The organism is Pseudomonas sp. MDT1-17 (assembly GCF_054898105.1).
On sequence record NZ_JBUBVM010000001.1, the window covers coordinates 2,127,289 to 2,145,918 of the forward strand.

The 18,630-nt window shown below is 54.2% G+C and carries 19 protein-coding genes and 3 pseudogenes; 10 read left to right on the forward strand and 12 right to left on the reverse strand.

From position 1 onward, the window contains the following. Nucleotides 1-1,140: 1,140 nt before the first annotated feature. Nucleotides 1,141-1,530 (forward strand): DUF305 domain-containing protein, encoded by a 390-nt coding sequence (locus tag ACYZTX_RS09815; RefSeq protein WP_462033898.1) that lies wholly within the window; start codon nt 1,141-1,143, stop codon nt 1,528-1,530. A gap of 121 nt (nt 1,531-1,651) precedes the next feature. On the opposite strand, the pseudogene dmeF reads toward ACYZTX_RS09815, so the two are convergent. Next, a pseudogene (gene dmeF / locus ACYZTX_RS09820) lies at nt 1,652-2,429 on the reverse strand (CDF family Co(II)/Ni(II) efflux transporter DmeF); the annotation flags it as partial. Nucleotides 2,430-2,466: 37 nt separating this feature from the next. Between dmeF and ACYZTX_RS09825 the strand changes: the two are divergent. After that, nucleotides 2,467-2,700, forward strand: coding sequence for a metal/formaldehyde-sensitive transcriptional repressor (locus ACYZTX_RS09825; protein ID WP_462033899.1), 234 nt, complete (start codon nt 2,467-2,469; stop codon nt 2,698-2,700). Nucleotides 2,701-2,729: 29 nt separating this feature from the next. On the opposite strand, the gene ACYZTX_RS09830 is transcribed toward ACYZTX_RS09825, so the two are convergent. The 5 genes from ACYZTX_RS09830 to ACYZTX_RS09850 all read right to left on the reverse strand — a co-directional run bounded on the left by ACYZTX_RS09830 (nt 2,730) and on the right by ACYZTX_RS09850 (nt 6,797). After that, entirely contained in the window at nt 2,730-2,930 is a 201-nt protein-coding gene (locus ACYZTX_RS09830) for a heavy-metal-associated domain-containing protein (protein ID WP_462033900.1), read from the reverse strand. 108 nt (nt 2,931-3,038) lie between these two features. Then, the gene (locus ACYZTX_RS09835; RefSeq protein ID WP_462033901.1) at nt 3,039-5,387 is read right to left on the reverse strand and encodes a heavy metal translocating P-type ATPase; all 2,349 of its coding nucleotides are present in this window, start codon (nt 5,385-5,387) and stop codon (nt 3,039-3,041) included. 2 nt (nt 5,388-5,389) lie between these two features. Further along, nucleotides 5,390-5,641: a DUF2933 domain-containing protein gene (locus tag ACYZTX_RS09840; RefSeq protein ID WP_462033902.1), complete on the reverse strand. Its 252-nt coding sequence runs from the start codon at nt 5,639-5,641 to the stop codon at nt 5,390-5,392. A 98-nt stretch (nt 5,642-5,739) separates the two neighbouring features. Further along, nucleotides 5,740-6,276 (reverse strand): cupredoxin domain-containing protein, encoded by a 537-nt coding sequence (locus ACYZTX_RS09845; protein ID WP_462033903.1) that lies wholly within the window; start codon nt 6,274-6,276, stop codon nt 5,740-5,742. A 167-nt stretch (nt 6,277-6,443) separates the two neighbouring features. After that, nucleotides 6,444-6,797, reverse strand: coding sequence for a co-regulatory protein PtrA N-terminal domain-containing protein (locus ACYZTX_RS09850; protein ID WP_462033904.1), 354 nt, complete (start codon nt 6,795-6,797; stop codon nt 6,444-6,446). Nucleotides 6,798-7,006: 209 nt separating this feature from the next. Here ACYZTX_RS09850 and ACYZTX_RS09855 point away from each other — a divergent pair, with 209 nt between their 5' ends. From ACYZTX_RS09855 to copD, 4 genes are all read left to right on the forward strand, one after another. Next, nucleotides 7,007-7,696, forward strand: coding sequence for a heavy metal response regulator transcription factor (locus ACYZTX_RS09855; RefSeq protein WP_462033905.1), 690 nt, complete (start codon nt 7,007-7,009; stop codon nt 7,694-7,696). Beyond that, nucleotides 7,693-9,081: a heavy metal sensor histidine kinase gene (locus ACYZTX_RS09860; RefSeq protein ID WP_462033906.1), complete on the forward strand. Its 1,389-nt coding sequence runs from the start codon at nt 7,693-7,695 to the stop codon at nt 9,079-9,081. Before ACYZTX_RS09855 ends, ACYZTX_RS09860 begins: the two co-directional genes overlap by 4 nt. A gap of 370 nt (nt 9,082-9,451) precedes the next feature. Continuing rightward, complete coding sequence (gene copC, locus ACYZTX_RS09865; protein WP_017737057.1) at nt 9,452-9,835, forward strand: copper homeostasis periplasmic binding protein CopC; 384 nt, start codon at nt 9,452-9,454, stop codon at nt 9,833-9,835. A 3-nt stretch (nt 9,836-9,838) separates the two neighbouring features. Continuing rightward, nucleotides 9,839-10,798, forward strand: coding sequence for a copper homeostasis membrane protein CopD (gene copD, locus ACYZTX_RS09870; RefSeq protein ID WP_462033907.1), 960 nt, complete (start codon nt 9,839-9,841; stop codon nt 10,796-10,798). A 259-nt stretch (nt 10,799-11,057) separates the two neighbouring features. Here the strand turns inward: copD and ACYZTX_RS09875 are convergent. Then, a pseudogene (locus ACYZTX_RS09875) lies at nt 11,058-11,762 on the reverse strand (mechanosensitive ion channel domain-containing protein); the annotation flags it as partial. A gap of 191 nt (nt 11,763-11,953) precedes the next feature. Between ACYZTX_RS09875 and ACYZTX_RS09880 the strand changes: the two are divergent. Further along, a complete protein-coding gene (locus ACYZTX_RS09880) occupies nt 11,954-13,300 on the forward strand; it encodes a DEAD/DEAH box helicase (protein WP_064679181.1) in 1,347 nt (448 codons plus the stop codon). A gap of 74 nt (nt 13,301-13,374) precedes the next feature. On the opposite strand, the gene ACYZTX_RS09885 is transcribed toward ACYZTX_RS09880, so the two are convergent. Beyond that, a complete protein-coding gene (locus ACYZTX_RS09885) occupies nt 13,375-13,650 on the reverse strand; it encodes a hypothetical protein (RefSeq protein WP_462033908.1) in 276 nt (91 codons plus the stop codon). A gap of 71 nt (nt 13,651-13,721) precedes the next feature. Here ACYZTX_RS09885 and ACYZTX_RS09890 point away from each other — a divergent pair. Beyond that, a pseudogene (locus ACYZTX_RS09890) lies at nt 13,722-13,850 on the forward strand (IS110 family transposase); the annotation flags it as partial. A 53-nt stretch (nt 13,851-13,903) separates the two neighbouring features. Here ACYZTX_RS09890 and ACYZTX_RS09895 read toward each other — a convergent pair. Further along, a complete protein-coding gene (locus ACYZTX_RS09895; RefSeq protein WP_462033909.1) occupies nt 13,904-14,638 on the reverse strand; it encodes a DUF899 domain-containing protein in 735 nt (244 codons plus the stop codon). 177 nt (nt 14,639-14,815) lie between these two features. Here ACYZTX_RS09895 and ACYZTX_RS09900 point away from each other — a divergent pair, with 177 nt between their 5' ends. Beyond that, nucleotides 14,816-15,205, forward strand: a complete 390-nt coding sequence (locus ACYZTX_RS09900; protein ID WP_462033910.1) for a transcriptional regulator — start codon at nt 14,816-14,818, stop codon at nt 15,203-15,205. Between the two features lie 123 nt (nt 15,206-15,328). Here ACYZTX_RS09900 and ACYZTX_RS09905 read toward each other — a convergent pair whose 3' ends face one another. The 3 genes from ACYZTX_RS09905 to ACYZTX_RS09915 all read right to left on the reverse strand — a co-directional run bounded on the left by ACYZTX_RS09905 (nt 15,329) and on the right by ACYZTX_RS09915 (nt 17,402). Beyond that, nucleotides 15,329-16,198, reverse strand: a complete 870-nt coding sequence (locus tag ACYZTX_RS09905; protein WP_462033911.1) for a DUF6279 family lipoprotein — start codon at nt 16,196-16,198, stop codon at nt 15,329-15,331. A gap of 80 nt (nt 16,199-16,278) precedes the next feature. Next, nucleotides 16,279-16,995: a TorF family putative porin gene (locus ACYZTX_RS09910; RefSeq protein ID WP_462033912.1), complete on the reverse strand. Its 717-nt coding sequence runs from the start codon at nt 16,993-16,995 to the stop codon at nt 16,279-16,281. 218 nt (nt 16,996-17,213) lie between these two features. Further along, on the reverse strand, nt 17,214-17,402 hold the full coding sequence (locus ACYZTX_RS09915; protein ID WP_017337097.1) for a hypothetical protein: 189 nt from the start codon (nt 17,400-17,402) through the stop codon (nt 17,214-17,216). 351 nt (nt 17,403-17,753) lie between these two features. On the opposite strand from ACYZTX_RS09915, the gene ACYZTX_RS09920 reads away from it, so the two are divergent. Continuing rightward, nucleotides 17,754-18,590 carry a CvfB family protein gene (locus tag ACYZTX_RS09920; protein WP_462033913.1) on the forward strand — a complete coding sequence of 279 codons (837 nt, stop codon included), beginning with the start codon at nt 17,754-17,756 and terminating at the stop codon, nt 18,588-18,590. The last annotated feature ends 40 nt before the right edge of the window (nt 18,591-18,630 follow it).

The window sequence follows — 18,630 nt, forward strand, 5'->3', positions numbered from 1 at the left end:
TATCCTCGGATGAGATTTGGTTACCCCGTTGAATCCACATCAAGACGTGATTCGTGGGGGATGAGTTCAAGAAACGACGTAATCTTAAAACTCTCCTCCTGTCAGAAGCCTTAAGTGAGCATTACCGTTGTGTCAGGTTTCGATTTCCTTCTCGAATTGCGCCCTTGTCTACACTGTGGAGCAGCTCGCCAGACAACTACTTGGCTGACACAGTGATAGGTGGCGGGTTGCCCGACAAAGTGAGTAATCAGGGAGAATCTCTCGTCCTACCTCCCGGTGTCAGGATAGTTTTCGCTAACATTACTTATGTGTCAGGCAGACCTTTGCGCTGTTAAGGGCATGCCTAACAGCGCACATATTGTGGTTTGTGTTTCGTCCGTTATAGACGGCGGACGTTACTAAACTTCATTCGTAACGAAGTGCTAACCAACCAGAAGCTGACAGAAATGTAATCTTACTTTCAGTCGACTGTCCGCTTATGTCCGTCTAGGGTGAAATATGAGCACTTGGGTATGTGGTCAACCTGAGCGCATGAAACAGCATCTGGCTCGGATTACAGCTAGGTATTCGTCTGCAATATCCTTACTCGCGATCAGTCCGAAATGATCAGCTGTTTTTAATGGAAATTGTCGAATGCCGCTGGTCTCAGTACCACTGCTAGCGTTGTCTTTCCTTGAATGCAATGGAGAACATAGCTATGACCGCCCGATGATCTCTCACATGGACACTCTCCAATGCCAGCAGCATCGCATCGTTGGGTGTAGCCACTGCCACAAACCTGTCTGAATACATCGATGACCCATTGCCTTGAGGCGGGGGTCAACACTCTGAGGCCGAACATTGAAGCCTAATGATCGAAATCTGTCAGACGTTGACCCATTTCTTGTTGAGTGGTTACACCTTTCACCACCACGTTTGCGGGGTTTGCGCCGAGTATGTGGCCTGTGCCAAGGGCTGCGAACAGGTCGGTGGTATGGAAGATTACGTCAGGGCCTGCGGCGAATGCGTAGAGAGCTGCCGAAAAATGGCTGGCGCCCAGGGTTAGTTGAACCACCATTCAGGTACAGAAAGTAGCAATACCGTGCTTGGGGGCAATGGCATACATGTGCCAACCCTCCGGCCTATAACAGGAGATTTACAATGTCACAGCCTATCAAGCACAACAGCTCTAGCCGATTCACTTTGTCGATGAGGGGGATAGCGATGGCTGTCGCGGTAATGGCAGCAGCGCCGACGTGGACTAATGCCGCAGAACCCACGAAAAGCGAAGCGATGCAGATGCCTTCCGAGCAGAAGGATCATTCGAAGATGATGAAACAAATGGGCGGCATGTCCATGACCGGTGATGTGGATTATGACTTCGCGGCCAACATGCGCATGCACCACCAAATGGCAGTCGAGATGGCGCAAACTGAACTCAAGAACGGGAAAAATCCGGAGATGCTCCGTATGGCCAAGGACATAATTGCCGCACAGAAGAAGGAAATTGCTGAACTCGATCGGTGGATTAAAGCAAACGAAAAACCATGAATATGGTGTTGCCGAAGTCGATTCCTGCGCCGCGCCGATGAAAGAAAATGTCATGCTGCATCGGTCGGCGCATACCACCTTGAAAAACGCCGCTACCCTGATCGACCTGCTCACTATGCTGCGATGTTAGAACGAGCTGTTTGATGATTTCAACAGTGATGTGAACCAGCTCCTCATGCACTGACTAGAGGTCTTTGAAGTATGCGGGTGTCGCATTTTGGTCAGTTGTCAAAGTCAGGATGCAGGCATATTTCCCTTTGCCTACCCGCCATACATGAAGGTCGCTAATCTGTGCAGAAATAGGGCTGGAGTCGATGACTTCCCGGACCTCCGCAACGACAGGGGCGTCCATTTCGGCATCCAGCAATACGCGGCTGGTTTGACGAATCAAGCCGTAGGCCCAACTCGCGACTAAGCCGGCACCAACAATACCCATGACGTTCAAGCCACGCGGCCCCCCCTAAATTTACCCCCGATCAAAGCCAGAATGGCGAGCACCGAAGTAGCGGCATCCGCCAAGACATGCATGTAGGCGGAGCGCAGGTTCAAGTCATGATGCCCATGCCCATGCCCATGCCCATGCCCATGCCTATGATCGTGGTCATGATGTGTGTGGACATGACCATCCTTGAGTAACCAGGCGCAAGCGATATTCACGAGCAAGCCCACAACACCGATGGCGATAGCCTGGTCGTAGTGAATCGCTGAGGGGGATATCAACCGTTCAATCGATTGATAGAGCATCAACCCCGCCACCATGATCAGCAGGATCGCGCTGGTGTAACCCCCTAGAATTCCATTTTCCAAGTCCCAAACGCAAAGCGGGTGTCATTGGAAAATCGTCTTGCCGCCGCATAGGCCAGGACAGCAAGCCCCAGAGCCAGCGCATGGGAACTCATGTCTCACCCGTCAGATCCATGGGGAGGGAACAGCCCTATGCCGCATACCATCCACGACAAGAAACGACTGCTGACTCGCGTCAGACGCATCAAGGGACAAGCGGAGGCTTTGGAGCGAGCGCTGGAGCAGGAAGTAGAGTGTTCTGCTGTTTTGCAACAGATTGCAGCGGTGAGAGGCGCGGTGAGCGGATTGATGGCAGAGGTGCTTGAAGGGCATATCCGTGAGCACCTGGGTGCTGAAGCCGTCAGCCCAGGGAGAGTCTGTGCGTGAGGGCGTTAACGCTGGAGCAGATCACCGCCTCAGGCGCTGACCATGGAAGGAAAACCCAACGCTTCAACAGAAGCGCGGACTCGCTCTGGGCTTTCGATGCTTTCAACGTTGACCTTGCCGGCAGCACGATCCACCGAAACAGCTGCCTCGCTATCCAACGACTGAATGGCTTTGGTAATTTTGCTAACACAGCTACCGCAACCAATGCCTGATACGTCTAAGACGAACATAGTTATTCCTCTCGTGTTGATCGGCCTCTTTGGCCGCAGTTACAGCATCAACGTTGACACGATAGGAAGGTCAAGGGTTGTCTGCACCGTTTAAATGGTGTCCAAGTCTCAATCTATTCGGGTGTTCCTCAGCCGCAAGGCATTGAAAACCACGGATGCTGAACTCACGCTCATCGCGATGGCCGCGACCATCGGTGATAAGAGATGTCCGGTCAGTGGATACAGTAGACCTGCTGCGAGCGGGATACCCATCGAGTTGTAGAGAAAGGCGAAGCCCAAGTTCTGCCGCATGTTTTTTACTGTCGCGACAGAAAGGGCCCGCGCTCGAAGAATTCCCATCAAGTCGCCTTTAACCAGAGTCAGTTGCGCGCTGTTCATCGCGACGTCTGTCCCAGTCCCCATGGCGATGCCCACATCTGCTCGGGCCAAGGCAGGCGCATCATTGATGCCGTCGCCAGCCATAGCAACCCGCCGGCCGTATTTCTGAAGGTCCGCGACCAAACGCTCCTTGTCCTGAGGCTTCACTTCACCGTGGACTTCTTCAATGCCCATCTCCTTGGCTACAGCTCGTGCCGTGGTGAGACCATCACCAGTGGCCATGATGATTTTTACATTGTCAGCCTTGAGCTTGGTGACAGCCTCTTTGGAGGTTGGCTTGATCGGATCTGACACTGCGAGTAACCCCGCCAGTACTCCGTCGACCGCAACATAGATGATGCTGATACCTTCAAGTCGTAACAGCTCTGCACGGTATTGGAGCGGCCTGATACTCACGCCTGCTGCTTCCATCAACGCGGTATTGCCCAGTTGGATTTTCTTGCCGCTAACCAGACCGCTGACACCAATCCCAGATCCGGACTCGAACGATTCGGGTTTGCTCAATACAAGGTTTTCAGCTCGGGCGTGATCAACGATTGCGTGAGCCAGAGGGTGCTCACTGCCTTGATCCAGACTGGCAGCCAGTTGAAGAACATCATTGGGGTCGAAGTTCTGTGCAGCCTCCACGCTGTGAAACACCGGACGCCCCTCTGTCAGGGTGCCGGTCTTATCGACAATCATTGTGTCGATCTTGCAAAGGTTCTCGATGGCACTGGCATCTCTGAACAGCACGCCCATACTGGCCGCTTTTCCCGTGGAAACCATGATCGACATGGGCGTCGCGAGCCCCAGAGCACAGGGGCAGGCAATAATCAGCACGGCGACCGCATTAATCAGGCCGAAGACCCAACTGGGCTCAGGACCGAACAGCCCCCACCCCAGAAAAGTCAGCAGGGCAATCACGATAACCCCCATCACAAAGTAACCAGCAACGGCGTCCGCCATACGCTGCATGGGGGCTTTAGAGCGTTGGGCACGGGCCACCATCTGCACGATTTGAGATAGCACGGTTTCGGCTCCAATCTTTTGCGCTTCCATGACCAGGCTGCCATGGGTATTGAGCGTGGCCCCGATCAGGCTATCTCCGCTTCCTTTCATCACTGGTACGGGCTCGCCAGTCAGCATCGACTCATCGATCGCGCTTTCGCCCTCCAGTACCAAGCCATCGACCGGAACTTTTTCACCCGGTCTTACCCGTAGGTGATCACCCTTATGCACATGCGTCAGAGGGATGTCTTCCTCCGTGCCATCGGTATTGATCCTGCGTGCGGTTTTCGGAGACAGACCAAGAAGAGACTTAATAGCCGCAGACGCTTGTGATCGAGCTTTGAGTTCAAGCATCTGCCCGAACAAAGTCAGCGAGATGATCACTGCTGCGGCTTCGAAATAGACGCCTATACGCCCATCTTGCATAAAGGTGGCGGGAAAACTCAGGGGAAACAGGGTGGCTACGACGCTATAAAGATATGCTGCCGCTGTCCCCAAACCAATCAAGGTCCACATATTTGGACTGCGATGACGAATGGACGCGATACCCCTCACAAAAAAGGGCCAACCGGCCCATAGGGTCACCGGGGTTGCAAGGACCAGCTCCACCCAGTTCTGTGTGGTTCCGTAGAAGAGGTGTAATGAATGTCCCGCCATGGCGAGCACGGTCACTATCACGGTTAATGGCAACGACCACCAAAAGCGACGGGTAAAGTCCTTTAGCTCGGGATTTTCCTCTTCCCCAAGCGCTGGCATGACTGGCTCCAATGTCATGCCACATTTAGGACAGTTGCCGGGACTTGGCTGACGTATCTCTGGGTGCATGGGGCAAGTGAACTCAGTGCCCGCCTGCGGCTCTGGTAGGCTAGAGTGTTCGGCACCCGGCGGGCTCTCGATATAGCGATCAGGATCAGCTCGAAACTTTTCTTGGCACTTCAGGCTGCAAAACTGGTATGTCTGCCTCTCATAAAGCTCACTGAACTTGCTCGGCGGGGTAACAGACATGCCGCACACTGGATCGCGTAGACCTCCATCCTGGGGGGTTACCTGATGGGCGTGATCATGGTCGCGGTGACTCGTGGCGTGAGGCATGACTAGTTTCCCTTATCATCCTTGTTGGTTTCCGAACTCACGTGTCGGCCATGGCCGCCATGACCGTGCCCAAAAAAATGCATCAACGGACAGATCAACAGAATCAGATATGGCAGATAAGGTGAGACATGGCCGAAGTGTTCCCGGACCACGTAGAAAACGCCGATCACAACCAGCATGATCAGTACGACGCCCGTTTTGCTCCTCCAGAAGGGTGGAGGGGCGTTTTCAACCGAATGCGGATGGTTAGTCATGATTGAGTTCCTTCTGTCCCTGCAAGAGTTGCGGTGACATCTGTGACTGAGAGTAGTCAACGCACGCTTTGAGGCTGTGATATCGATCAATCCACGCTTTACTTCACTTCAAACTGACCCACCATTCCCGACTGATAGTGGCCCGGTACATTGCAGGCAAACTCCAGGCCTGTGCTCTTGGAAAAGGTCCAGATAAGCTCTTTGGTTGCGCCTGGTTCAATCAGCACGCTGTTGGGATCGTTGTGCTCCATCCCGACCATCTTCATCCCCCCCATGCTGTGTCCCATATCGCTCATCGCTTGCCCATGTCCGGTAGGACTGAGCGTGCCGTTCTGGAACATAGCTGCCATCTCTTTTTGATGCGCGGCATGGGCAGCCGCTTTGCCGATATTGAATTCATGCAGCAGCGAGCCTTCGTTGCGCAGGACGAAGCGAACCGTCTCTCCAGGTTTGACATCGATGTTTTTGGGCACGAAGGAGATATCGCCCATCTTCACTTCAATCGTGCGGGTAACCTCGGCCGCCGCTCCAGGCTGACCAATGTCATCCTTCCCGTGGCCAACGCTAGCTATGGCTGTAGAACCGAGGAAAAGGGCAATTGCAGCGCAAACCGGGATAGCAAATTTAGCTTTCATAGTGACCTCAAAGGGAAAGTGGGTAGCACTGGTGATGCTAAGGAAACTTAACTGCCAGTTAACTGACCTGAACACTACATTTCTGTCAGTTTCTGAAATAAAACACGGCGTCGAAGTGACGCCGTTTGTGACCTGGATAAAGTGCGGAAACCTCTAAGATAGAGCCTTTACTGATGTTTTTCTGAAAGCATCAGTTTGTGTTCGCGTTGCATTTGGCTCAAAACGTCATCGACGATTTTGTCGTGCTTCTCCATCCAGGCGAGGTGCTGTTGAGGCGTCATCGATGCGTCGGGATGATCCTTGTGACGTTCGCTCATAAGATCGCTGAGCATCTTCATATGCTCTGTCATGTACGCATGGCGTTGTCCCTCGGGGGCTTTTTCGGCTTGAATCAGAACGACTACGGCTTTATCCCGCATGTTTTCCATGCGTACTATCACTCGATCTCCGCCGCCCTCAGCCCATACCGAGGTCGAGAGCAGGATCGAGCCAACCAGAAACAAGGTTTTGAGAGAGTTCATGGGGCAGCTCCTTGATAGGGATGTTGTCAGACTCCCTAGGATTCTTCTCGCTGGAGAGCCGGATTGAGCACTTGAAAGTGTTCATGTTCAAACCCTAGACAACGCTGGCTGACATCTACCTGAAGCCAGGATTACATTTCTGTCAGTTGCTGGTTGGTTCGGCTGATTCGTTGCAAACTTAGCCTCATCATCACATTGAGAGCCACACCATGAGACTTCTGGTTGCTGAAGACGAACCGAAAATAGGTATCTATTTGCAACAGGGCCTTACGGAAGCTGGGTTCAATGTTGATCGTTTTACCAACGGTACAGAGGCCCTGCAACATGCCCTGAGCGAAGCATATGACCTGCTGATATTAGACGTCATGATGCCGGGCCTGGATGGGTGGGAGATCCTTCAGAAGGTGCGTTTGTCAGGGAAGGACGTCCCGGTACTTTTTCTGACAGCGCGAGACCGCGTTGAAGATCGAGTCAAGGGGCTTGAGTTGGGGGCAGATGATTACCTGATCAAGCCTTTCGCATTTTCTGAGTTGCTAGCTCGGGTCAGGACGCTGCTCCGTCGCGGTAATAACGTGCCCTCGCAAACCCATATGAAATTGGCCGATCTAGAGGTGGATCTGCTCAAGCGCAGGGCTATCCGGGGAGGCAAACGCATAGATCTTACGGCCAAGGAATTCGCGCTACTGGAACTTCTGCTCCGTCGCCGAGGCGAAGTCCTGCCAAAGTCGCTCATCGCCTCGCAAGTCTGGGACATGAACTTCGACAGCGATACCAACGTAATCGAGGTTGCGGTGCGCAGGCTCAGGGCGAAGATCGATGACGATTTTGAGGTCAAGCTGATCCAGACCTGCCGTGGTATGGGCTACATGCTCGATGCACCTGATTCGGAATCGGAATGAATAGTCTATCCCTGACCACCCGCATGAGTTTGATGTTCATGCTTGCGGTAACGGCGGTGCTCACCGTCGCCGGCCTCAGCTTCAATAACCTCAGCCAGCATCACTTCAAAATGCTGGATCAGCAGGCACTGAACGAAAAGCTCCATTCGACCAAAAGAATTTTGGGAGAGCTGAACAATATCGACCAATTCGACGACTTAAAGCCTGAGTTACAGGCGTTGCTCGGTGCTCACCGTGATTTGACGGCCCTAATCCTGGACAGTGATGGGAGATTGCTTTTCGCTGATCCTGGGCCAGTAAATGTTCCGGAGAGTTTCCGCACGACCACAAACAACAATGTCTGGGAATGGCGAGACCAAGAGCAAATGTTCCGTGGCGTGACGGCACAAGCCATCGTTACGGGGCAAGACAACCCATTGACCGTGATTTTGATCTTTGACGTTACTCAGCATATGTCCTTCTTCGAGACGCTTGAGCGATGGTTCTGGATAGGGCTGGTGATCAGCGCGCTCGTCAGTGCCGCACTGGGCTGGATGGTTGCAAGCAGTGGTATGCGTCCTATTCGGCAGGTGACCAAGGTCGCTGCGTCGATGTCTGCTAAATCACTTAAAGAGCGCATTCCGTTAGCGCCCGTTCCAAAAGAGCTTCAGCAGATGGTGCTGTCGTTTAATGCGATGTTATCCAGGCTGGATGATGCTTTTGTCCGGTTATCAAATTTTTCTGCGGACATTGCTCACGAACTGCGCACACCGGTCAGCAATCTGATGACCCATACCGAAGTAGTACTCTCTAGAAAAAGGGATATTGAGGACTACGAAGACAACCTGTACTCCAATCTTGATGACTTGAAGCGTATGAGTCGGATGATTGATGACATGCTTTTTCTGGCGAAATCTGACAACGGTCTGATCACACACGAGAACAAACCAATAGACCTATTGGAAGTCGTGGAAAAATTGCTTGAGTACTACCGCCTTCTGGCTGATGAGCGAGGGATTGAACTCAAGGTTTCAGGAAGGGGCAGCGTTCGAGGCGATGTCCTTATGCTCCACAGAGCGATTTCTAACCTGCTCTCTAACGCGCTTCGCTACACCTCTGAAGGGAAGACGATAAATGTCGAAATTCTCCAGAAGGAGATGTCGGTATTGGTCGTCGTGGAGAACCACGGAGAACCCATTGCCCCCGAACACCTTGAAAAGCTTTTCGATCGTTTTTATCGCGTGGACCCAGCGCGGCGAGAAGGGAGTCCAAGCAACGCAGGGCTAGGTCTGTCGATTACTCGATCAATTATTGAGGCGCATGATGGCAAGATCTGGTGTACGTCATGTGACGGGAAAACGGCCTTTCATCTAGAGTTTCCTAGTGTTGACTTGAAGGTCAGCTGAACAGCGGCGCATTTGTGATCAACGGCGATCTCCCAGCCTGCGCCCAGCGTCCACTTTCGTTATTTTTGAATGAGTGAAAACCCTAGTATCGCGGGCACGCGGTCTCGTCTTTAAGTCTCGCTACGCCCGCCAAGTCGAGGCCAAACACCGCGTCAAGCTGACTGAAATGTAATCGAACAGTTTTCGTTCGTGTGGCATCGTGCTCTTGCACTGTGACGTTGGGGTCTGGTGAGTTTCTCGTGTTTAACCTGCCCTAGAACACGGAGGCTACTAGCTAATCATCAGTGGTTTTAACAAGAATCGAAAAGTAAAAAATTAGGTATTCCCAAACAAACCTCGAATCAACAGCTCTTGCTGTGAGGAGTCTTGCATGTCATTCCTTAAAACTACCACCGTAGCTGTTGCACTTACCGCTGGTTTGCTTCTGAGTGCAGTTGCTCAAGCACATCCAAAGCTCCTTTCTTCCACTCCGGCAGAAGGCTCGGATGCGGCGGCCCCTTCGAAAATTGAACTGCACTTTTCTGAGAATCTCACCACTCAGTTTTCCGGTGCAAAACTGATCATGACCGATATGCCTGGCATGCCGAACTCCCCAATGGGTGTTAAGGCCGCCGTCGCTGGTGGCGGTGATCCGAAAACGATGGTGATTACACCGGCAGCACCTTTGACCACCGGTACCTACAAAGTCGAATGGCGTGCTGTCTCCTCGGACACTCACCCGATCACCGGCAACTTCTCATTTAAAGTGAAATGATTTATGAGCGACTCAATAAATATTGTGGTTCGCTTTGCTCTTTATTTCGACCTGATGCTGTTATTCGGATTGGCAATTTTCGGCTTGTACAGCCTCAGGGGAAAGGAAAGAGTATCGGGCACGGTCTTGAATTTTGAGTCGCTTCTTTACGGTGCTTCTGTCGCAGGTGTAGCTCTATCCCTTGTCGCCATGTTGTTGCTTGCGAAAGCAATGAGCGGTGTGTCGGAGCTTATGGAGCTACATCACCATATTTTTGAAATGGTCCTCATGGGGACCGACGTCGGGTTGACCTGGATGGTCCGAATAGCTGCCTTGGTGATGGCAATTATTGGCGTCGCGTTGAATAAGCGATTTCCAACACCCAGTCTCTGGATCGTCACCGTATGCGGAGCGATTGCGTTGGCGACGTTGGCTTGGACAGGGCACGGCGCCATGGATGAAGGCAGCCGACGCTACTGGCATTTCATCACCGATATATCCCATCTTTTAGCCGCAGGTGGCTGGTTGGGTGCTCTAGCGGCATTCGCTCTACTGCTGCGGTTGAAATCGCTAAAGGGCGAACAAGAAGCTCAAATTCTCGCACGGGTGCTGACTGGTTTTGAATCGGCCGGCGCTGTGATCGTAGTGATCATAAGCATCACAGGCGTAGTGAATTACCTGTTTGTCATCGGTCCAAATCTCGATCAAGTGATGCTCAGTACGTACGGTGTACTGCTGTTTTTGAAGATCCTGCTCTTTGCCGGGATGATCGTGTTAGCCACGCTGAACCGCTTTCACCTAAGTCCGGTATTGGAGCGGTCAGTTCGAAATGGAGAATACTCTGTCGCGGTCAATGCCTTGCGCCGCAGCATGACACTCGAATTTTTAATGGCAGTCATCATAATTTGTCTTGTCGCATGGTTAGGTACTTTAAGTCCGGAAATGGAAATGAGCGCGGAAGGGATGAACCATCGCGGTAGCTAGTATGTGCCGCATACCTAATTTCGTTCCCTCGTTAGCTAACCGCAGTGCAATGCTGCTTAGTAAGTGATCCCGCCATCATTTCCCTCTTCCAGTCTAATGACGCTCCTTCTTCTTCCCAGCCACTTCTTCGCGCTAGCACTACTTTGCGTCGCTAACGCAACGCTGGCGCAGGGGGGGAGGCGAAAATCTCGTGCTGTGCGAGGTAGTCCATGTCGATTGGGACAACTCACAATATTGAACAGATGGCTGTAACTCACGCGTAGTTCTGCACCTTGACCGTGTGCAGCGTGATGTCGACCACGTCACCGTCGGCGCCGACTTGCGGCATCTCGATCCAGTCGCCGACCCGCAGCATGTCGTTGCTGGTCAGCTGCACACTGGCGACGAACGACAGAAGCGTGTCCTTATAGACCAACAAAATCACCGCCGACATGGCGCCCAGACCCGACAGCAGCAACAGCGGCGAACGGTCGATCAGCGTCGCGACAATGATAATCGCGCCAAACACGTACAAGACCATTTTCGCCAGTTGCACGTAGCCTTTGATCGAGCGGGTGCGGGCATGCTCAGTGCGCGCATAGATGTCCAGCAGGGCGTTGAGCACGGCGCTGATGGCCAGCACCAGGAATAGAATGGTGAACGCCAGCGCCGCATTGCCAAGGAAGATTAGACTGGTCTTGCCCAACTCCGGCACCAGGTGCAAGCCGAACTGGATCACCAGCGAGGGTGTGATCTGCGCCAGACGATGAAAGACCTTGTTGAGGCGTAAATCGTTGACCCAGTGCAGCGCCGGTTGGCGGCCAAGCATTTTGGTCGCATGCAGGATCAGATAGCGCGCCACTCGTCCGAGGGCCAGCGCTACCACCAGCAACAGCAGCAACCCGAGGCTTGAATGCAGGAGTGGATGCTGATCCAGGGCCCCCCAAAGGTCTTGGACGTTGAGCCAGAGCTGTTTGATATCCATGGGCAAAAACTGTTCTTCTGTAGGACGCGACGGGGCGATTAGAGCATTTAAGACGCTTCGGATGACGTTTGGGGATAAAGACGCAACAAAAAACCACTGTTTAGCGCCGTTTGTATAAAGAAACTCGGCCTCGGCGCTCGAAACCGTTACCCTATGCAGCTGTTTTTTTGTATTTCTTCGAGGTAGCACCCGTGTTTTCCCAATTCGCCCTGCACGAACGCCTGCTCAAAGCCGTGGCCGAGCTTAAATTTGTCGAGCCAACGCCTGTGCAAGCAGCGGCTATTCCGCTGGCGCTCCAAGGGCGTGACCTGCGGGTGACAGCGCAAACCGGCAGCGGCAAAACCGCTGCATTCGTTTTGCCGATCCTCAACCGTCTGATCGGCCCGGCTAAAGTCCGCGTCAGCATCAAGACCCTGATCCTGCTGCCAACCCGCGAGCTGGCCCAGCAAACCATCAAGGAAGTTGAGCGTTTCGCTCAGTTCACCTTCATCAAGTCCGGCCTGATCACCGGCGGTGAAGACTTCAAGGTCCAGGCCGCCATGCTGCGCAAGGTGCCGGACATTCTGATCGGTACGCCGGGCCGGATGATCGAGCAACTGAACGCCGGCAACCTCGACCTCAAAGAAGTCGAAGTGCTGGTTCTCGACGAAGCCGACCGCATGCTCGACATGGGCTTTGCCGAAGACGTCCAGCGTCTGGTGCAAGAGTGCACCAACCGCCAGCAGACCATGCTGTTCTCCGCCACCACTGGCGGTTCGGGCTTGCGCGAGATGGTCGCCAAGGTGTTGAACAACCCTGAGCACCTGCAGCTGAACAACGTCAGCGATCTGAACGCGACCACCCGTCAGCAGATCATCACCGCTGACCACAACCAGCACAAAGAACAGATCGTGAACTGGCTCCTGGCCAACGAGACCTACCAGAAGGCCATCGTGTTCACCAACACCCGGGCCATGGCCGACCGTATCTACGGCCGCCTGGTGGCGCAGGAATACAAAGCGTTCGTCCTGCACGGTGACAAAGACCAGAAGGATCGCAAGCTGGCCATCGATCGCCTGAAGCAGGGCGGCGTGAAAATCTTGGTGGCCACCGACGTCGCCGCTCGCGGCCTCGATGTGGATGGCCTGGACCTGGTGATCAACTTCGACATGCCGCGCAGCGGCGACGAGTATGTTCACCGCATCGGTCGTACTGGCCGTGCCGGCAACGATGGCCTGGCCATCTCGCTTATCTGCCACGGCGACTGGAACCTGATGTCGAGCGTCGAGCGCTACCTCAAGCAGAGCTTCGAGCGTCGCACCATCAAGGAAGTCAAAGGCACCTACGGCGGACCGAAAAAGGTCAAGGCCTCGGGCAAAGCCGTTGGCGTGAAGAAGAAAAAGGTCGACGCCAAAGGCGACAAGAAGAAAACCGGCGCCAAGGCCCCGACCAAGCGCAAGATTGCCAACCGCCCGAAGACCGACGCCCTGTCGCTGGTCAGCAAGGACGGCATGGCGCCGCTCAAGCGCCGCAAGCCGGAAGCGCCGGCTGCTGAATAAAGCGCGGTAGTTCGCCTAATAAAAAAACCGGACACGTGTCCGGTTTTTTTATGCTCGGGATTTACTGAAACCGCTCAACTGTCGGCTTTCTTCTCCGCCGCTCCCAACTCCTTCAATCGCTGATCGATCAACTGGCACTTGTCCGGCAGATCAGCGCTTGCCGTGCCCAAATCCATCTTCTGCAACTCAGCGTTGATCTCCTTGGCCTTGGCCGGGTTCTGCTCGGTGAGTTTGGTGACCTCCTTGGCCAATTGTTCGCGTTTGATGGTGGCTTCCTCAGGGGTGCAGGCCCAGACGGGAAGGGCGCAGGCGATAGTGGTGGCGAGGGTGAGTTTCAGCAGGGTTTTCATTGGGGTGAGCCTCATTTCCGGTTAAGGCGGGTTCCCGGTTGAGGGGTGGGATGTGGGAAAAGTTCAGTGGCAGAGGCTTGGCTAAAACCCAGGCCCTGGTCATCCTCGCCCGCAAACTTTGCCGGGTGGCATTCGCTCTCATGAAAAACCAGAGCGAATACCAGCCGACTTCAAGACTGCAGGGTTCCCCTGCAACATAGAATCTCCCACAGTGGATTTGCGGTGTTTGGGGATAGTGTGTCCGGTAGATGCTCTACCCCCCATGACAGCAGCCCGCTGAGGAATTGTCTTCATACTGATCGTGAAGCTTTACCCATTCCATGATTTCCTCTTCGTTGCGACCCTTGGGTGTGAGGTCCAAGTAGTTGTAGGCGCCGACCAACATGTCCAGACCACGGGCATAGGTGGAATAGGTGTGAAAAATCTCGCCCGCTTCATTGCGAAAAAACACGCTGAGGCCGGGGAGTTCTTCTTCGGCGCCGTCGGATTTTTCGTAGTTGTAGGTGGCTTTACCGGCGGCGACGTCTTCTGCTCGGGCCGAGACGCCGAAGTCGTAGTTGAAATCGCAGCCTTCTGACGACACCCAGTCGAATTTCCAGCCCATGCGCCGTTTAAAGGCCTGGAATTCGGCGAACGGTGCGTGGGAAACCGCCACCACGGCGACGTCATGCTGGGCCAGGTGTTGGTTGGCGCCGTCGATGTGGTCGGACAGGAACGAGCAGCCGGAGCAGCCTTCGTCCCAGCCTTTGCCAAACATGAAGTGGTAAATGACCAACTGGCTAAGGCCGCCGAACAGGTCAGCCAGTTTCAGTTCGCCGTTCGGGCCCTGGAAATGGTAGTCCTTGTCGATTTTCACCCAGGGCAGGGCCCGGCGTTCGGCGCTGAGTCTGTCGCGTTCTTTGGTGAAGGCTTTTTCATGGGCAAGGTGTTGCTTACGGGCGGCGAGCCATTCTTCTCGGGAGACGACGGGATGATTCTGAATGTTCATTGGGATTCTCCTGCAGGGTGCTGGGAGGTGACTTACACAGCCTAGTCGTTTGGCCTACGTCCAATTCGACATGCCGCCGGTCGGTACACGTAAAAACCTTGGCTGAACGGCTTCGAGCCGCGCCGGTCACAACTTAAGAAGGCCATCTCACTCACAGGCTTTGGAGGTTGAATCAGGATGACAACTTACAACTGGGATTTGATTGAACGCTTGCTGCATGAAGTGCAACACGGAGAGGCCAGCTTTACGCCGCGACCGTATGCCGAGCAGTACGCGGCGGAGAAAGCGTCGGAAGGCGAGCAGACTGAAAACCTGGATCACCTGAAAGCGGTGGCCGGTGAGTATGAAAAGTTACTGTTGGCGCGCGGTTATATCGAGCCTCGGCCAGAGGAGCAGGGTGGCACCGGCTCCAATTACATTTTGACGGCGCGGGGCTCGAGTTTATTGAGCCTGATCGACAGCAGCATTCCGGGCAATGACCATCCGCGGCAGGTGTTGGATGAGCAGGAAGATGCGCTGGATGAGGTGACGTTTGATGAGGTGGCGTCGAAGGCGCAGATTGCCTGACGGTCACCGACTACCAGTGTGGGAGCGAGCCTGCTCGCGAATGCGGTGCGGCAGACAGCAGTGATGTCGACTGTCACTCCGCCTTCGCGAGCAGGCTCGCTCCCACATTTGACTTGTGTTGGCTTAGCCTTGCTTGGCGGCTTTCAGGCAGTTCAAATCATTGAAGTCCTTGCGCACCCCTTCTATTTTCTTCAGCAGCTGCTGGCGCTGTTCCGGCGTGCTTTCGGCCATCAAATCTACTAAAAATCCCCGTGCTTGGGCTTCGGTATTGGCGAAGGCCTGACGGTAAGCGGGCGTCCATAGACTCTCGCGATTCACCAGAAGCGTCTCGATGCGCTGTGGGAATTCTGGACTCTGGCGCTGCGCAACCGCTGCACTGAACTGCTTCTGCCAATGGGCACGGTTGGCGATCCATTGCGTATTCCGGTCACCTAAGGCGGTTGACCATGCGACAACGCGTAGCTGCTGGGTTGCGCTGAGCGGGCCGAGCCAGTCATTCAGGCGTTTTTCCATGCGCTGGCCACGTCCCTTGATTTGTTGATCGAGGGACGGTTTAAGGTAACGCTCTTGGCGTTTGTTCTGGTCCTTGGCGAAGGAGTCGTTCATCTCTGCGACTTGCTTGTCATCCAGCCCCTGTAACAGCTCAATGGCCGACGGGGTGATTTCCCGGGCGGTCTGGGCGATGGCGGCTTTGGCTTCCTGGATGCGGGTTTGCAGCGCGGCGTCGGTGACCTGGTTGGTCTCGATCATGACTTGCAAGCGGTCCAGCCAGTCGAGGTAACTCGGCAGTTGCGTGGTGCAATGCCAGCTCAGGTGCTCTTTGAGGCGCTCGTCGAACCAATCTTTCTGCTCCCCGTGCATGTTCAGGTAATCGCTGAGCGTCCAAGGAATAATCACGTCGAGGTTGCGATAGGCCAAGCCCACGCGGCTGCACGCACCGGGGGCGAGACTGAGGGTGATAACGAGGGCGAGATACTTCAACCAGCGCGACATGGGCGAATCCTTTGCGAAGGTCTGGTTTCTTTAATTGGCTTCTCTATGTGAGCGCAGAATGAGCCATGCAGTTCAGCCGATCAATAAAAGGCGCGTTCAGCCTTGAGGGTGACCAGCCCGTCGCATTGGCTGTTGCGCCCGGAATAGGCGGAGCAGCTGCTGCCGCTCAAGCTGGAGTCACTGTAGATCAGGTCCAGATCGACGCCCATGAACGGGCGGGAAAGTTGGACTGACCAGTCGGTGAAATTGCCTACATATCCACCGTCGACGGACACCGGCGTGTTGAGCTGGTGGGTGGTGTATTTCATGCTGATCCCGATGCCGAACGGCTGATTGCCACCGAGGTCGGCGAATACGGTGCTGTTCTGTTTGTCCGGGTCGTTGCTGAAGGCTGCGCCAAAACGGCTGCCCAGAAAGGTCAGGCCACCGAAAAGCTCTTGGCTGTCGAGAGTGTCCACTTCCGGATAGCTGTAATGGATCATGCCGACTTCGTACCCGAGGGTATTATCGAAAGGCTGTTTAAAGCCCAGGTAGGAGTCGACTTCAAGGTTGGCCCCTGGCGTTAACCCCATGCTCGGAGCCCATTGACCGACGTAAAAACCGCTGTCGTGACTCAGGTCGAGACCACCGTGGAACGAACCGGTGCTGGAAGGTTTGACCAGCCCTTGGGCCATGCTGCGGCTGGGGGTGGTGCCGAGTTTGAGATCGAAGTCGCCCAGTTCACGCTGAAAGATTTGCGCATTGGCGACCGAACACGACAGCAGGGTGCCGAGCAATAAACAGGAGGGTTTGAGCATGCGTCACTCCATGACAGCGAGGGGCAGGAACAAAAACCTACTGAAACGCTTGATCTAGACGTGTGCAAGCATACCGGCGAATGCTCGGCATCGAAGGCCGTTCGTCGATTTTTGAAATATTGATGTGGTTGGCGGGGTGTTGCGAGGGGGGTTCCAGTCCAAGCGCTTCGAAGCTCAAAGCGCTTAGGGACCAGGTGACGCGGCGGATCTTGGGGAAGTTACTTCTTGCCCAGAGTGATCTGCTTGGACGGGCCGAACGTCTGGCCGCTCACGCCTTTGGCAATTTGCTGGATCTCCCCGCCGGACTTGAGGAACGCAGCAATCTGGTTGTTGATCGATTCGCTGGTTTCAACGGCTGGAGCTGGCTTTGCTTTGCTGTTGGATGCTTTTACACGCATGGCGGCCATTAACCTATAGAAAATTAACTTGGCCAGGCATCGTACAGGAAATACTTGACAATTGCTTGGCAAATATCCCCCCGAAATACACAGGGCAGATGAAGCATTTATAGCAAGTTATTGTTCTTGATAACCCTCTAAGCTGCTGTTTTAACTAAGAACGATCGTGAAAAAACACAGTTTTCTGCTTGGTTGACAGGTGCGCAAGTCGCCGGATCGGCCTGACGAGCGGCCAGGCCGTTGCGGTAAACCCCAGGAAAATTAAGCCCTTCAGAGGATTTTCTACCGCCACCGGGCTGGCCAGCAAACGCGGCCCGCAAAACCGGGTAGAATGCCGCCCACGCAATGAGGGTATTGGAAATGGCTTTAGTCGGGCGCTACAACAGTTTGCAAGTGGTTAAACACACTAACTTCGGTTTATATCTGGACGGTGGCGCGGAGGGCGAAATCCTCCTGCCTAATCGTTATATTCCCAAAGATATTCCCAGCGAAGATGAAGATTGGCTCAATGTTTTTATTTATCTGGACAGTGATGACAAACTCATCGCAACTACCGAAAAACCGAAAGTTCAGGTCGGTGAGTTCGCCAGTTTAAAAGTCGTTGAAGTCAACAGCATCGGTGTTTTCCTGGATTGGGGATTGCCGAAGGATCTGTTACTGCCGTACTCCGAAGAAAAGCGCCAGATGACCGCCGGCGAGTATGTCGTGGTGCACGTCTACCTCGACAAGCACACCCGCCGCATCACCGCGACGGCGCGTCTGGACCGCTACCTCGACAAGACCCCGGGCACCTACACCCCTGGCCAGGAAGTTGACTTGCTGGTTGCCGAAGCCACCGATATGGGCTTCAAGGCGATCATCAACAACAAGCACTGGGGCCTGATCCACAAGAACGAAATCTTCAAGTTCATGCGCGCCGGTAAAGAAGAGAAGGGCTTTATCAAAGAAGTCCGTGCCGACGGCAAGATCAGCCTGAGCCTGCAACCGGTCGGCGAAGAAGCCGCCACCAGCCTGAACTCGAAGATTCTCGCCAAATTGCGCGAAAACAATGGCAGCCTGCCGGTCAGCGACAAGAGCGACCCGACGGTGATCAGCAGTATGTTTGGTGTGAGCAAGGGCAACTTCAAAAAGGCCATCGGTGCGATGTACAAGAACGGCCAGATTGTCATTCATGCCGATCGCATTGAACTGAGCTGACCTCGCGCCAGCCCCCTGTTGCGAGTACTGCCATGTTTTA

Bases quoted from the DNA above. Each gene is read 5' to 3' on its own strand.
- ACYZTX_RS09815 (WP_462033898.1), top strand. From the start codon at position 1,141: ATGTCACAGCCTATCAAGCACAACAGCTCTAGCCGATTCACTTTGTCG.
- ACYZTX_RS09825 (WP_462033899.1), top strand. From the start codon at position 2,467: ATGCCGCATACCATCCACGACAAGAAACGACTGCTGACTCGCGTCAGA.
- ACYZTX_RS09830 (WP_462033900.1), bottom strand. From the start codon at position 2,930: ATGTTCGTCTTAGACGTATCAGGCATTGGTTGCGGTAGCTGTGTTAGC.
- ACYZTX_RS09835 (WP_462033901.1), bottom strand. From the start codon at position 5,387: ATGCCTCACGCCACGAGTCACCGCGACCATGATCACGCCCATCAGGTA.
- ACYZTX_RS09840 (WP_462033902.1), bottom strand. From the start codon at position 5,641: ATGACTAACCATCCGCATTCGGTTGAAAACGCCCCTCCACCCTTCTGG.
- ACYZTX_RS09845 (WP_462033903.1), bottom strand. From the start codon at position 6,276: ATGAAAGCTAAATTTGCTATCCCGGTTTGCGCTGCAATTGCCCTTTTC.
- ACYZTX_RS09850 (WP_462033904.1), bottom strand. From the start codon at position 6,797: ATGAACTCTCTCAAAACCTTGTTTCTGGTTGGCTCGATCCTGCTCTCG.
- ACYZTX_RS09855 (WP_462033905.1), top strand. From the start codon at position 7,007: ATGAGACTTCTGGTTGCTGAAGACGAACCGAAAATAGGTATCTATTTG.
- ACYZTX_RS09860 (WP_462033906.1), top strand. From the start codon at position 7,693: ATGAATAGTCTATCCCTGACCACCCGCATGAGTTTGATGTTCATGCTT.
- copC (WP_017737057.1), top strand. From the start codon at position 9,452: ATGTCATTCCTTAAAACTACCACCGTAGCTGTTGCACTTACCGCTGGT.
- copD (WP_462033907.1), top strand. From the start codon at position 9,839: ATGAGCGACTCAATAAATATTGTGGTTCGCTTTGCTCTTTATTTCGAC.
- ACYZTX_RS09885 (WP_462033908.1), bottom strand. From the start codon at position 13,650: ATGAAAACCCTGCTGAAACTCACCCTCGCCACCACTATCGCCTGCGCC.
- ACYZTX_RS09895 (WP_462033909.1), bottom strand. From the start codon at position 14,638: ATGAACATTCAGAATCATCCCGTCGTCTCCCGAGAAGAATGGCTCGCC.
- ACYZTX_RS09900 (WP_462033910.1), top strand. From the start codon at position 14,816: ATGACAACTTACAACTGGGATTTGATTGAACGCTTGCTGCATGAAGTG.
- ACYZTX_RS09905 (WP_462033911.1), bottom strand. From the start codon at position 16,198: ATGTCGCGCTGGTTGAAGTATCTCGCCCTCGTTATCACCCTCAGTCTC.
- ACYZTX_RS09910 (WP_462033912.1), bottom strand. From the start codon at position 16,995: ATGCTCAAACCCTCCTGTTTATTGCTCGGCACCCTGCTGTCGTGTTCG.
- ACYZTX_RS09915 (WP_017337097.1), bottom strand. From the start codon at position 17,402: ATGGCCGCCATGCGTGTAAAAGCATCCAACAGCAAAGCAAAGCCAGCT.
- ACYZTX_RS09920 (WP_462033913.1), top strand. From the start codon at position 17,754: ATGGCTTTAGTCGGGCGCTACAACAGTTTGCAAGTGGTTAAACACACT.